The 13,896-nt window shown below is 57.7% G+C and carries 12 protein-coding genes and 3 pseudogenes; 14 read left to right on the top strand and 1 reads right to left on the bottom strand.

Annotated elements, in window-relative coordinates; genetic code table 11:
* Positions 1-75: pseudogene (locus NKJ00_RS31730) on the bottom strand (DNA-binding response regulator); the annotation flags it as partial.
* Between the two features lie 1,291 nt (positions 76-1,366).
* Here NKJ00_RS31730 and NKJ00_RS31725 point away from each other — a divergent pair.
* The 14 genes and pseudogenes from NKJ00_RS31725 to NKJ00_RS31660 form a co-directional block, all read left to right on the top strand.
* Complete coding sequence (locus NKJ00_RS31725) at positions 1,367-2,152, top strand: type IV secretion system lytic transglycosylase VirB1 (RefSeq protein WP_023766572.1); 786 nt, start codon at positions 1,367-1,369, stop codon at positions 2,150-2,152.
* Between the two features lie 14 nt (positions 2,153-2,166).
* Positions 2,167-2,532: a pilin major subunit VirB2 gene (gene virB2, locus NKJ00_RS31720; RefSeq protein ID WP_031257862.1), complete on the top strand. Its 366-nt coding sequence runs from the start codon at positions 2,167-2,169 to the stop codon at positions 2,530-2,532.
* Positions 2,532-2,858 (top strand): type IV secretion system protein VirB3, encoded by a 327-nt coding sequence (locus NKJ00_RS31715; RefSeq protein ID WP_023679584.1) that lies wholly within the window; start codon positions 2,532-2,534, stop codon positions 2,856-2,858. Before virB2 ends, NKJ00_RS31715 begins: the two co-directional genes overlap by 1 nt.
* Positions 2,858-5,227 (top strand): type IV secretion/conjugal transfer ATPase VirB4, encoded by a 2,370-nt coding sequence (virB4, locus tag NKJ00_RS31710; protein ID WP_023737137.1) that lies wholly within the window; start codon positions 2,858-2,860, stop codon positions 5,225-5,227. Before NKJ00_RS31715 ends, virB4 begins: the two co-directional genes overlap by 1 nt.
* Positions 5,228-5,240: 13 nt before the next feature.
* Complete coding sequence (locus tag NKJ00_RS31705; protein WP_023766574.1) at positions 5,241-5,924, top strand: TrbJ/VirB5 family protein; 684 nt, start codon at positions 5,241-5,243, stop codon at positions 5,922-5,924.
* Positions 5,925-5,979: 55 nt separating this feature from the next.
* Positions 5,980-6,867, top strand: a complete 888-nt coding sequence (locus NKJ00_RS31700) for a type IV secretion system protein (RefSeq protein WP_023766575.1) — start codon at positions 5,980-5,982, stop codon at positions 6,865-6,867.
* Between the two features lie 27 nt (positions 6,868-6,894).
* Positions 6,895-7,053 (top strand): type IV secretion system lipoprotein VirB7, encoded by a 159-nt coding sequence (locus tag NKJ00_RS31695; protein ID WP_081731114.1) that lies wholly within the window; start codon positions 6,895-6,897, stop codon positions 7,051-7,053.
* On the top strand, positions 7,050-7,763 hold the full coding sequence (locus NKJ00_RS31690; RefSeq protein ID WP_031214019.1) for a type IV secretion system protein VirB8: 714 nt from the start codon (positions 7,050-7,052) through the stop codon (positions 7,761-7,763). Before NKJ00_RS31695 ends, NKJ00_RS31690 begins: the two co-directional genes overlap by 4 nt.
* Positions 7,760-8,644, top strand: a complete 885-nt coding sequence (locus tag NKJ00_RS31685) for a TrbG/VirB9 family P-type conjugative transfer protein (protein ID WP_352632542.1) — start codon at positions 7,760-7,762, stop codon at positions 8,642-8,644. Before NKJ00_RS31690 ends, NKJ00_RS31685 begins: the two co-directional genes overlap by 4 nt.
* Entirely contained in the window at positions 8,637-9,773 is a 1,137-nt protein-coding gene (virB10, locus tag NKJ00_RS31680) for a type IV secretion system protein VirB10 (RefSeq protein WP_031249470.1), read from the top strand. The genes NKJ00_RS31685 and virB10 overlap by 8 nt, the downstream gene beginning before the upstream one ends.
* On the top strand, positions 9,757-10,797 hold the full coding sequence (gene virB11 / locus NKJ00_RS31675) for a P-type DNA transfer ATPase VirB11 (RefSeq protein ID WP_023814397.1): 1,041 nt from the start codon (positions 9,757-9,759) through the stop codon (positions 10,795-10,797). The genes virB10 and virB11 overlap by 17 nt, the downstream gene beginning before the upstream one ends.
* Positions 10,798-11,518: 721 nt before the next feature.
* The gene (locus NKJ00_RS31670; RefSeq protein ID WP_023814396.1) at positions 11,519-12,205 is read left to right on the top strand and encodes a response regulator; all 687 of its coding nucleotides are present in this window, start codon (positions 11,519-11,521) and stop codon (positions 12,203-12,205) included.
* Positions 12,206-12,231: 26 nt separating this feature from the next.
* Positions 12,232-12,387: pseudogene (locus NKJ00_RS31665) on the top strand (IS6 family transposase); the annotation flags it as partial.
* Between the two features lie 172 nt (positions 12,388-12,559).
* Positions 12,560-12,718, top strand: a pseudogene (locus tag NKJ00_RS31660) (ATP-binding protein); the annotation flags it as partial.
* Positions 12,719-13,896: the final 1,178 nt, after the last annotated feature.

The raw sequence follows: 13,896 nt of genomic DNA, 5'->3' as shown, positions 1-13,896 counted from the left end.
GGCATGCATCGTGAGATACTCGGCGATGAGGCGCCGCATTGCGGCATCATCGTCAATGACAAGAACATGTTTCAACGGCACACCTTCAATCTTGAATCCCCTTGTCTAAACCTGTTGCCGAGCAACCCTGGGGCACCGACCCAGAACAGCTGCTCCTTGATACCACTCGCCGTTGCGTGCGGCCAATGTGAGGCCGTGCTCGTCCTGTTCTTTTCATCCCCAGCGAATTGACCGCACCAAGGCAGCCCGTGGCCACCAGACAGGTCCAAGCGCCGACATGACCCTGCCGTGTGGTCCTTCGCTTTTTCGCTTCGAGCTCCCCCGCTGGTGCAGGCCTGCCAATATCACTCAAGTTCGACCTCATGGATGCCAAGTTTCCTGCTATGCCCTTGCATCCTGGTCATCCTGGAGTTTGCGGACCTGGATCATCTCGATATCCTCCGGCTCGTGGATCCAGCTCGGACATGGTTGAGCAGCGCGGCGTTTGGCTTGATCGGAGAGGCGGTCGGCGGAAGAAGACCGTGATTCGCTGCAGCGGCCTTGTGCAAAATAGTGTGTCTCCTGCCAAGCCGGCTTCGTCCAAGGTGGCCGGCGGCCTCAAATGCTGTTCGGCGACCGGCAGGTCGCCGGTTGCGGTGAACGTCCGGGCTAACATTTCTCAGTTACTGCAACTCCTCCATCTTGAGCGTGTCACTATGCTTGTCCATTGCGCCGTCGGACTCCGTCAATGACGTGCGGTTATCTGCCGATGGGACTGTGCATGATCCACCCTTTGGCGGCGGCGGCCGAACAGCTGAACGAGGCTCGCACCAGGATGGGCTGCGCCGCCACGTCTTCCCAGTTGACCCTCGCCGCCGCGGATTTGCGCCCTCGAGCCAGCTTCGCGGACGAGCTCGCGTCTCAAGCAATGATCTGAGTGTGCAGGGCCGCGCATGGCTGCTCTTTAACGACCGGCAGCATACCGGCAAAGTTGGGCCGCTTTATCGCCTTAGTCGATTCCCCACGGTGATCCCGAGCCTGAACAAGCCCGCCAAGCTCCCCATTTTGTCCTTGGCTTGGCGCTGACAGAAGTACCATCCATGACGCCAAAGTCGCGGCCCACACTCCAGGAGCAACGGACGGCCGGGACGAGCAATCCTGTACAGGAGTCATTGTACCAAGATGCTCCGGATGTCGCTGGCTGATCGGGCCCGCGCCACTCACGCATGCGCAAGATGCTCACCCACGCTGATACGAACACGGTCTTTGCTTCAATTGAAACCGAAAAGCTGAACTTGAACATCACACAGTAACAAACCTCCCCGATAAGCGCGTGCCGGACAGGGCCAGAACCCGTCCGGCGGCTTGGAAAGGTAGGTGATAGGGAATGTTTATTGCAGCTTGGCCGCTGGCCATCGTCCTGATGACATCCATGTCACTCCCAGCCGAGCCCGCGCCACTTTCTCCGCGTGAGTTCCGCAGCCTGTCGCGCAAATGCGCCCCCTGGGTTGCGCCGTCCACCCTCGCCGCGATTGCCAAGATTGAAAGTGGCTTTGAAACGCTGGTGGCTCATGACAACACCACAGGTGAGCAGCTTCGCTGGATAGACCACCTGGAAGCCACGCGGGGCATCAAGGAACGCCTCGAAGCACAACATTCTGTCGATGTTGGATTGATGCAGATAAACAGCAAGAACTTTGCCGTGCTCAATCTCACGCCGGAAAGGGCTTTCGAGCCCTGCGCCTCGCTTTCGGCTGCCGCCCACCTGCTTGAAAGCCGGTATGCCGGCGGCACCACTGCTGTGGCACAGCAACTGGCGCTTCGCCGTGCCATCTCGGCCTATAACACGGGCGACGTCACGCATGGCTTCGCCAACGGTTATGTACGCAAGGTCGAGTCGGCCGCAAAGGACATCTCAAGTCTCCTTGAGAGAACGCTGGAGCCGACTGCTCGAGATGTGCCGCACCTTGAGGCACCCGGTCGGAAAGCCGTGCCGCCTCTGCTCCAGCAGAGCCAACAGGCCAATAGAAAGAAGCAGCCCAACCAAGATTCTTGGGACATCTGGGGCTCGTATCAGCCAGACCGCTCCGGGGCCGATCCCTCCGATCCGACAGGCAGCCAGGCTGCGAAAGCACGGGAACCCTCGAACCCGAACAAACTCGTATTCGATTGAAACATGGAGATGCAATGATGACGCCACTCAAGATACTTCGTGCGCTTAAAACGCGTGTTCCTTCGCCTTTTTTCATGCTGCGCATGGCGGCTGAATATGTACCGGCCGCTGCTGCAGGCGCGGCGTGGACGGTCTTCTACAGCGGGCCAGCCGCGGCTCAGGTGACCGGAGGGACGGATCCTGCCAAGATGGTCCAGAATATCTGCACGTTCATACTTGGGCCCTTTGGACAATCACTGGCCGTGCTCGGGCTCGTAGCCATCGGTATCTCTTGGATGTTCGGTCGTGCTTCACTTGGCCTGGTTGCGGGTGTCGTTGGAGGGATCGTCATCATGTTCGGGGCCAGCTTCCTGGGCAAGGCGCTCATAGGCGGTGGCTGATGAGCGACCGGTTGGAAGTGAGCACCCTCTATGTGGCGGCGACGCGCCCGGCACTGTTTCTGGGGGTGCCGCTGACGCTGGCCGGATTGCTCATGATGTTGGCTGGGCTTGTTATCATTATCCTTCAGAACCCGCTCTACGAAATCGTTCTCGCGCCACTCTGGTTCGGAGCACGGCTGGTTGTTGAGCGTGACTATAACGCGGCAAGCGTCGTGCTGCTCTATTTGCAGACGGCCGGCAGAAGCGTGGACGGGCCGGTCTGGGGAGGCGCAAGCGTCAGCGCCAATCCGATCAGAGTGCCGAAACGCGGAAGAGGAATGGTGTAATGTTCGGCGCCAGCGGCCGGACCGAGAGGTCTGGCGAGATCTACCTTCCGTATGTTGGTCACGTAAGCGATCAGGTTGTCCTTCTGGAAGACGGATCGATCATGGCCATGGCACATGTGAACGGTGTGCCCTTTGATTTGGAAGACGCTGAGATGCGCAACTCGCGCTGCCGCGCGTTCAACACTCTCTTGCGCAACATCGCCGATGACAATGTCTCGATATACGCTCATCTTGTGAGACACAACGATGTGCCGGCGCCGGCGCCGCGCCGGTTTCAAAGTGCATTCGCTGGCAGTCTGAGCGAGGCCTACGAGCGTCGTGTGCTGTCGGGAAAGCTCTTTCGCAACGATCACTTCCTCACTTTGATCGTGTCCCCCCGCACCGCAATCGGCAAGATCGGCTTGCGGATTGCCAAGTCCCGCAGACGGAATGAGCACGATCTAGCCACCCAAATGCGGAGCCTGGAAGACCTCTGGCACATCATTGCTGGCGCACTCGGCGGTTACGGTCTGCGCCGGTTGGGCATTCGTGAGAAAGGCAACGTGCTCTTCACGGAAATCGGCGAGGCGCTTCGGCTCATGATGACTTGCCGGTTTCTTCCGGTTCCGATGGTTACCGGCTCACTTGGCGCCTCGATCTACACTGACCAGGTCATCTGCGGGAAGCGGGCGCTTGAGATTCGAAGGCCCGGGGATAGCTCCGTCGGATCATTGTTTTCGTTCCGTGAATATCCGGCGACGACGCGGCCGGGCATGCTAAATTCCTTGCTGTCCGCCAACTTCCCGCTTGTCCTGAGCCAGAGCTTTTCCTTCCTCACTCGCCCGCAAGCTCATGCCAAACTAAGCCTTAAGTCCAGCCAGATGACGAGTGCCGGCGACAAGGCTCTCACCCAGATCAATGAACTTGCCGAGGCAGAGGACGCACTGGCAAGCAACGAATTCGTGATGGGTTCGCATCATCTGAGCCTGTGCGTCTATGCCGACAGCCTCAATAGCCTTGCAGATCGCGCAGCAAGTGCCCGCGCACGGCTGGCCGACGCGGGCGCCGTTATCGTCCAAGAGGGCATCGGCATGGAGGCCGCATATTGGTCCCAACTTCCGGGGAACAACAGGTGGCGCACGCGCCCGGGGGCGATCACCTCACACAATTTTGCCGGGCTCGTCTCATTTGAGAACTTCCCAAGCGGTTCCAGTTCCGGCCACTGGGGCAATGCTGTTGCGCGCTTTCGCACAAACGGTGGAACTTCTTTCGACTACATCCCCCATGAGAATGACGTCGGCATGACGGCAATATTCGGGCCCGTTGGCAAAGGCAAGACGACGCTGATGACCTTTGTCCTCGCGATGCTTGAGCAAAGCTTGGTCGATCGCAATGGTGCGATCGTCTTCTTCGACAAGGATCGGGGTGGTGAACTGCTGGTGCGAGCCACGGGAGGGACATATCTTGCGTTGCGCAGAGGCGCTCCGAGCGGCTTGGCCCCTCTGCGTGGACTGGACAACACCTCCGCCTCTCGGGACTTTCTGCGCGAGTGGTTGATGGCCCTGATCGAGAGTGACGGCCGTGGTCCGATCTCGCCGGAGGAAAGCCGTCGGCTGGAACGCGGCATTGTTCGTCAGCTTTCGTTCGAACCCCCTATGCGCTCACTTGCGGGCCTGCGCGAGTTCCTATTGCACAGCCCCTCCGAGGGCGCAGGAGCACGGCTGCAGCGGTGGTGTAGAGGGGGGGCGCTTGGATGGGCCTTTGACGGCGACGTGGACGAAGTAAGGCTGGATGCCTCCATTACGGGCTTCGACATGACGCAGCTCCTGGAATATGAGGAGGTCTGTGCACCGGCCGCCGCATACCTTCTGCATCGAGTGGGCGCTATCGTCGATGGTCGTCGGTTCGTGATGAGCTGCGACGAATTTCGATTCTATCTACTCAACCCCCAATTCTCGGCCGTTATCGACAAGTTCTTGCTCACGGTCCGCAAAAACAACGGCATGTTGATACTCGCAACGCAGCAGCCTGAACACGTTCTGGAATCGCCTCTCGGAGCTAGTCTCGTTGCGCAATGTATGACGAAAATTTTCTACCCATCACCGACGGCGGACCGCTCTGCGTATGTCGATGGCTTGAAGTGCACTGCGCAGGAGTTCGAGGCAATCCGCCAGGGAATGGCAATCGGCAGCCGCAAGTTTTTGCTCAAGCGCGATAGCGGGAGTATTGTTTGCGAATTCGATCTTGGGCAGATGCGCGAGTACGTAGCCGTACTCTCGGGGCGGGCCAACACAGTGCGCTTTGCCGACCAGCTTCGCAACCAGCACGGAGACGCCCCAAGTGGGTGGCTCGACAAGTTCATGGCCCGGTACCATGAAGTTCAAGACTGACGGAGGAATATTCATGAAACTTGCCAAACTTGCAGTAACGACCCTTGCTGCTTCCCTTCTGCTTCACGGACAGGCCCGGTCGCAATGGATCGTCACCGACCCTGTAACAGAAACACAATCGACCTTAACAGCGATTTCCAATGCGGCGATCCTTGAGAGGTCAATCGAGACGCTCGCTACGACGATCGAAATGGTGACAATGCTAACCTCGTCATTCGCTGTCACGGGAGTGCTAAGCTCACTGAACCAAGGAAATCATTACCCGTCGAGCAATAAGCTGGAGGAGCAGATGTTTGATGCTCGGGCGCCAGCTTCGATTATCGCCCGTAACATTGCGGAGGACCCAAATCGGATAGTCACGGGCGACGATTCAGAAGCGAAACTGTTAAAGGGACAAATCGCTGGGGCCGCCAATGCCGCAGCTATTGCAGCCGACACTTTGGGCATGATGGACAAGCGCCTTAAGGATAACGCCGGCACGCTTGGTCAGCTTTCCCGCTCGGGAAATATTATGCAGGCCACCGTGACCAACGGTCTGGTCCTCAAGCAGATTCACGATGCGATGATCCAAAATGCCCAGGCCACGAGTCTGCTGACTATGGCCACTGCACAAGGGAGCCTTCACGCCGCTGAGGAGGCCGCCACGCAGCGTCGCGAACATCGGGACACCGCTCGCATTTTTGGCCCCCTCCCGTGAACGCTGAGTTCATCAGGCTCAGCTGCGCTGATCAGGGACACATCAGGCTCACGCCATGAATTTCAAAATTCCCGCGCCATTCACGACTATACACACGATCTTTCATGGGGCCTTCACGTCCGGGCTGCACAAAGTGCTTGAAAACGTCCAAGCGGCGGTCAGTGCGCCTCTGGTTGCGTGTGTCACGCTCTGGATAATAATCCAAGGCTGTCTGGTCATGCGTGGTCAAGTCGATGCGCGCGGGGGTATCTCGCGCGTAATCATGGTGTCGATTGTCGTCGCCCTTATCTTAGGGCAGGCCAACTATCAGCAGTACATTGAAGCGCTTTTCGACGAAACGATTCCGAGGTTGGCTCACGACATCAGTGGCAGCGACTTGCCCTTCATCGGAATCGCCCAGAAGCTCGACATCATGTTTGCTTCAAGCCAGTATGTCTTTCAGCTGATTGCTTCCGAAATTGGGCCTATGAACGGCCAGGACATACTTGCTTTCGAGGGAGCGCAATGGATTTTCTACGGCGCGCTGTGGACAGCGTTCGAGATCTACGATGCCGTTGGAATTCTGACGAAGGTGCTCTTGACGATCGGCCCCCTGGTCCTTGTAGGCTACCTTTTTGATCACACTCGAGACATAGCCACCAGATGGATCGGCCAACTGCTCTCGTACGGGCTGCTGCTTCTCCTCCTCAACATCGTTGCAACGATAGTAATCGCTGCCGAAGCAGTCTCGCTGGCAGCCATGCTTTTGATGATCAAATTCTCGGGCACGACAGCAGCCAAGATCATCGGGCTTTACGAGCTCGACATGCTTTTCCTAGCTGGTGACGCTCTGATCGTCGCGCTTCCGACGATCGCCAGCAGCATCGCCGGCGGCTCTTGGGGAGGTGCGAACCGACCTCTTAACAGCCTCAATCGCCACTTTGCCAAAACGGCGGGTGGTTAATCAATCGACAAGTTCGGTGCCAAAAACATGAAATATTGCCTACTTCTGTCAATCCTCGCTTTGGCCGCCTGCAAGACGAGCCATGGGCTTGCGACGTGCGCGGGTGCCCCATTCCAACTGAACGTGGGACAATGGGAAACCACCCCTGAGGATCTTCAGGTCGAATGCGCGGAAGAGCCAAAGTGAAATTTCCTGAACATGCCCTTCTGGTGGAGAGAGAAACGCTAGCCGCCCACTATAAGAAGGTGGAAGCGTTTCAAACGTCACGAGCGAAGTCTGCGCGGCGCCTGTCAAAGGCCCTGATCGCCTTTGCCGCAGCGGCGGTCCTAGGAAATGTTGCCCAGGCATTTACCATCGCTGCCATGGTCCCGTTGGCCAAGCTCGTACCTGTGTTCCTCTGGGTCCGGCCGGATGGGACCGTCGACAGCGAAGTGTCAGTGTCTCGACTGCCGGCAACCCAAGACCGAGCCGTCATAAATGCTTCGCTGTGGGAATATGTACGCCTGCGCGAGGGGTACACAGCAGATACGGCCCAATACGCCTATGACCTCGTATCCAGTTTCAGCGCGCCGGCTGTGCGACAGCAATATCAAGATTTCTTCAACTATCCGAATCCCACCTCGCCGCAAGTCACGGTCGGCAAGCGCGGCAAGCTCGAGGTCGGGCATATTTCTTCAAACGACATCAGTCCGGACGTTCAACAGATCCGTTACAAACGTACGCTTGTTGTCGATGGGCAGATGCCGATAGTGACCACCTGGACAGCTACCATCCGCTACGAGCGCTTGACGGGTCTGCCTGGGCAATCGAGGCTCACCAATCCGGGAGGTCTACTCATCACTTCCTATCAAAGCTCGGAAGATAGCGTATCGAACCTGGGCTATGTGCAGCCATGACAAAAAGAGCGTTTCTCGCGCTGGTCTGTTCACTCTTCTTAACGATGGAAGCGTCCGCGGAAGACACACCACTTGCCGGCAAGCATGATGCGCGCATGCGCTACCTGGCTTACCGTCCTGACGAAGTGGTGCGCCTGTCTACCGCAGTGGGGGCAACGCTGGTTGTCACATTCGCGGCCAACGAGACAGTCGCAGCCGTGGCCGTTTCCAATAGCAAAGACCTGGCTGCGCTCCCGCGCGCCAACTATCTCTTTTTTAAGGCTAGCCGGATGCTCCCGCCGCAGCCGGTCATCGTGCTGGCCGAGAGTGAGTCCGGTACACGGAGATACGTCTTCAGTATTTCAACGAGAGCGATGCCAAAACTCGATGAGCAGCAACCTGACCTATACTACAGTGTGCAGTTCACCTATCCTGCTGATGAGGCTGCTGCTCGGAGAAAGGACGCAGAAAGGCGCTCGATTCTTGGTCAGGCCCGGGCGAAAGTGCTGCGCGACGAGAGAGTTCAGGATTTGTTGAATCGGCCCGCCGCAACTACCAGTCCGGACGAAAGCAATTTTCACTACGTCGCAAAGGGTGATCGATCGCTGTCGCCGCTGCAAGTTTTCGATAATGGCTTTACCACCGTATTTGGCTTCGCAAGCAATTCCCGCATACCCTCCCTCTACATTATCAATCCCGACGGCAAGGAAGCCGCTGCCAATTACACGGTCAAAGGGGACTATGTTGAAGTATCCGCAGTCGCCCGGGAATGGCGTCTGAGAGATGGCAATACGGTCTTGTCCATTTTCAACAGGGCTTATGACCCTGTGGGACGAGCGCCAGGGACCGGTACAGTGACACCCGACGTGTGGCGCGTTTTGAAAGGCTCGGCCGATGAATGAAACCGGCCCACAGTCGGGACATGATGTCCATGCCTCCGGATCGATGGTCTCGGAGCCGGCCCGCCGGCATGTTTCGGGATTGCAGAAGTTGGCCGTCGCTGCTCTTGTTCTCATCTCATCTCTATCACTCATCTGGCTCGGAGGTCGTACCAGCACACAAGACGAACCAACTCAGCCAAAACCTCCAATTGTCGCCGACGCCGAACCATTCCGCCCCGTGCCGATTGAGATTGCTCCCGAAGTTCCAGCAGCCGTACAGGCGGCGCAGGCAGGAGATCCTGCGCCATCCACGCCGACTTCAGCTGATCCGCCGCCGGAGGAAACACCAATTTTCGCCTACAGTGGCAGCAGTAAAATGCCCAACGACGGTCAGCGGAGCGAAGACAACCATAGGGATGCTCCCGTGACCTCGGATGAGATTTCAGACGCTGGCGATCTGTCGGCGCGATTGAAGCCAGATATACAGGAGCCAAGCCGGGCCACACTTTTGCCGCACCCTGATCTCGTGATTACTCAAGGAACGATCATCCCCTGCATTTTGCAAACGGCAGTCGACACAAATTTACCGGGTTATGTGAAGTGCGTCTTACCTAAAGACGTCCGCGGCGCCACCAACAACGTGGTGCTTTTGGATCGCGGGACGACCGTGATTGGCGAGATCCAGCGTGGTCTCCAACAGGGGGATGCGCGTGTCTTCGTGCTGTGGACGCGCATCGAAACGCCTGACCATGCCCTCGTTTCGCTAGCATCGCCGGGCGCTGACGAGCTCGGCCGCTCCGGAATGCCTGGCACGGTGGATAATCACTTCTGGCAGCGCTTTGGCGGAGCAATGCTCATGAGCGTCATTCAAGGCGCGTTTCAGGCCGCCGGTCAATACGCTGGCAGCTCAGGTGGAGGAAGCGGTATCAACAGCTTCCAGAGCAACGCCGGACAAGCCGTTGAGACGACCCTTAGAGCAACGATCAACGTTCCGCCAACTCTGAAGAAAAACCAGGGAGATGCTGTATCCATCTTTGTGGCTCGGGACCTCGATTTCTCAGATGTATACGATCTTAGAGCGACCGCCGTGGCGCCAGCCCCCCCCCAACATCGCCAACGCCGGAGAGACAACAATGCGACCGGAGGCTGACCCTCAATTGCGTTTGCTTCTCAACCCTGTTCTGAAATGGCTTGAGGAGCCAAGGACCGAAGAGGTCGCTATCAACCGGCCTGGGGAAGCCTTTGTCCGACAGGCCGGCGTATTCACGAAACATCCGCTACCGCTATCTTATGACGATCTGGAGGACATCGCGATCCTCGCTGGAGCGCTGCGCAAGCAAGATGTCGGACCGCAAAGCCCCCTCTGTGCGACTGAGCTGCCGAACGGAGAGCGGCTGCAGATCTGTTTGCCGCCCGCTGTTCCCTCAGGAACAATAAGCCTGACGATACGGCGTCCCTCAAGTCGTGTGACCGAACTCAAGGAAGTTTCTTCTCGCTACGAATACTCGCGTTGGAATCAATGGCGGTCACGAAAGGAGCGCCAAGAGCGGCAGGACGAAACGATTCTTCAGCACTACGACCATGGTGACTTGGAGCAATTTTTGCGAGCGTGCGTTTGCGGGCGGCTTACGATGCTGCTTTGCGGACCTACTGGTAGCGGCAAAACGACAATGAGCAAGACTTTGATCAACGCTATACCCCCGCAAGAGAGGCTGATAAGTATCGAGGACACGCTCGAACTTGCAATCCCGCACGAGAATCATGTCCGGTTACTCTATCCGAAGGACCGAGCAGGCGTAGGTGCGGTGACAGCCGAGCAACTGTTGCAAGCCAGCTTGCGCATGCGCCCTGATCGAATATTGCTTGGCGAGATGCGCGATGATGCTGCTTGGGCCTACCTTAGCGAAGTCGTCTCCGGCCATGCGGGATCAATATCGACGATTCATGGGGCGGATCCGGTCCAAGGCTTTAAAAAGCTCTTTTCACTCGTCAAGAGCAGCCCGCAAGGAGCTGCTGTGGAAGACCACACGCTTCTTGACCTGCTGTCGGCTGCCGTTGACGTCATTGTGCCGTTTCGTACCCACGGCGACGTGTATGAGGTGGGGGAGGTGTGGCTCGCCGCCGATGCCCGGCGACGCGGAGAGACAGTAGCCGATCTTCTTAATAAGCACTAAGGCTAGAGCACGTCGGGGATCGGTAAGTCGTTTGTGATATGATGGCGCAACTTGTTCAGATTCAACGTCACTTTGATTTGACCGAGGTTGATAATGGGAGGACGACTGGGCGTAGCCCTTCGGTCACAAGCCTGAACTCTTCGGCCGCCCTGTCGGCGCGGCAAGCTGCGGCACGATTCGACTGGGTGTATCGAGCGCGTCCGCTGAATTGCGCGGGCGACGCTCAGCGAGCTGGTGCCGATGCCTGCTTCAAAAGCGGCATCGACACCCGGCAGGTCGTACCCTTGATTTACCTAGCCGCGCTCAAATGAGCGTCTTCAAAGCCGCCGAACGTGGTTCGGAATGACCGGTTGGTAAATCGGGAAGTGCTATACAGGGAATCCTCCCGGTATTGCCTCCAGGGGGTCCTCTCAATGAACAAAGCCGCAACCTGCCCTTGCGACCTCAGCTGGAGTTTGCGACGCAACCCATATAGGAGGATCGATGCGCAGAGAAATCGCAGGCAGAGTCGGTGGCATTGTGGGCTGGCCGACCGACGGTTTCAGCCCGTCAACAGGTCTTCACGTGTTCCATCCCCGACTATTGCAGGCGTGCGGATTGCATTCTCCCGCGATCACCCATCGGAAAGAGCGTTACGAACACTACGAAGAGTTGCGCGACTTCTGCTGTCGCCCCGGTCTTACAGCGGACGGTGACCTGTCCTACCTTGATAGGACGTGAAATGCGAACGCTGCTCATTGATCATCACGTGGATCTTACGCGCGCCGTGCGAGCTGCGCTCGGGGATAGCGGTTTTGCCGTTGATGTAGTTGGCAACCTGGAACAGGCGTCGAGGGCATTCTGTTGCGCAACCTATGAAATTCTCCTGCTGGAGTTGGCTCTGCCAGATGGCGATGGCTTGGGCTGGCTGAGACAGCTAAGGAGCGACGGGCATTCAGTTCCAACCCTCATTATGAGTAGCATCAACGATCTCGAGAAGCGAATTGCAATTTTCAACGGTGGCGCGGACGATTTTCTGCTCAAGCCCGTCTCTTTCGATGAGCTCATCGCCAGAATGAGAGCCATTCTGCGCCGGTCGACACAGGTGACCGACCCCATCGTTGTATTTGGCAATCTCAATTTCGATCCGATCGGCCGACAGGTTTCCGTCTCGGGTCATCCTCTGAAGATCGCACGCCGCGAACTATGTATTTTAGAGCATCTGCTTATCCGTGCAGGCCGCATCGTGCCTCGTGCGCAGTTGGAAGATCACCTCTATTCGTTCAACGACGAGGTATCTGCCAACGCGCTTGAAGTCGGAATCTATCGCTTACGTGGACACCTGAGTAGGTCAGGTGCAACGCCACGGATCACGACCGTGCGCGGCATTGGTTACCTTCTTGAATTGACTGAGGCGGCATCCGCATAGTTGGTCTAAATTGAAAGAACAGACTGCGTATCAAGCGCCGCATTCGATCCATCGGCTTCAAGTCGCAGGCGAGCGCCGTGGTTATCCTCTCCGGCATCGAGATGATCCACATGATTGGCAAGCGACAGGCGAGGTATGACTACAAGTCTGTCGATCGCTGTTTCGATATCCTCGCTGCCTGACGGACAGGCCGAAATGGCCGTTCACACCCCCATTTCCAGGTTTGCGACAGAGCCTTTTGTCGGCGTTGCCGGCTTCGAAGGGCCGGTGCGCGCCGAGCGCATCAAGATCACCCCCGGCCACCTTGCTGCGGCCACTCGCCGAGTACGAAGCGGTGGTCGGAGGGAGCTGGTGATGACGACGCTAGATCATGACCTGCTGATCGCAATGCTGGATCGGCTGAAGTTGACGGCCATCCGCGACCAGCTCGACACGCTCATGTCGAGCAAGATCGCGCAGTTCCCGTTTGTCCGCGAACTCGACGGCTTCGGCTTCGACGCGCAGCCATCGGTCTGCTTCAGCCAAACGTATTCATAGGTATGGGACAGGCCTTGCTATGTCCGAACGTCACTGCGCGGCAAAAACGTTGGATTTCTCAAGAAATAAAGTATTGGACAGTGCCCAATTTACCGTTGGAAAAGCTGGATATGGCGTTTCAGCGTTTCAGCGAAATAACCGAAATCAATCACTCCTAACAGCAAAGGCAACCGGAACTCGATCGCTTCCGTTGCCCGCGACTTAGCGAAACGCTTGTTCGCGATTTACTAAAACGGCTGTCCCAATTTAGTGAAATCCGCAGACAAGTCGCTGGAGGTTGGCCAAAGGCCACCCACGCCTGCTCCGAGGCCCTCCAGGGCAATGGTCTGAGACCTGGGCTCAAGCAGGATGAGACGCCGCTGGAGCTCAGGTGCAAGCGCTGCCACGCCCGCTCCGAGGCCCCACAAGGCCGAAGCGCAGTCGTCGGCGTCACGAGGCCTCTCGGCCACGACGACGAGCCTGAACCTGGATCCGCCTTTCTTGAGGCGTTGCGACTATCATCGCGGCGACACGCAGCTCTTGATTTGTGTGCGACACCTCAGCAGATCCATCGGGCTGAGCCGCTCAGCAATATCAACGAGAATGTCCAGCGGCAGATCAAGGATACTCAGAGGAGGAAACGCTTGATCTTGAGGCTCAGAGCGCGTCTGCTCCACTATAGAACAGGATGATTCACCGGGTCCTTCAACGCCAGCCGCCGGTCCGATGAGAGAATTGTCTCGGGTATCACGCTCGATGGGGTTAAATGCCGAGATGGGCGCCTTGCCACGCTCCTCAATGCCCCTCATGATTCACCGCCTATAGCTACCAACTGAATGAATCATCGTGATTGTCGCGCAGCGGAATCCTCAAGGATCGGGCAGTTCGTAGGGGGCGCCGGTTTGACCAGGTTGAGCCCGCGAATTGCTCGATCGGACAAGATCCTAATTCTGACGAGATCCTCGGGACGCACTCCAAGTTGTCGATCATGTTCGGCACACAAGGAAAGGGCGGCATTGCTGCCGCCCTTTCCGCTGTAGGTTGATAGGGGCTGGATTAGAAATCCATGCCGCCCATGCCGCCCATACCGCCGCCGCCCATGCCGCCAGGCATGCCGCCGCCGCCAGCCGACTCCTTCTTCGGAGCCTCCGCGATCATGGCTTCGGTGGTGACCA

This window comes from Mesorhizobium sp. M0227, from assembly GCF_040321855.1.
Classification (GTDB): Bacteria; Pseudomonadota; Alphaproteobacteria; order Rhizobiales; family Rhizobiaceae; genus Mesorhizobium.
The sequence above is the reverse complement of the archived record's forward strand: the minus strand, read 5'-3'. Positions and strand labels throughout refer to the sequence as shown.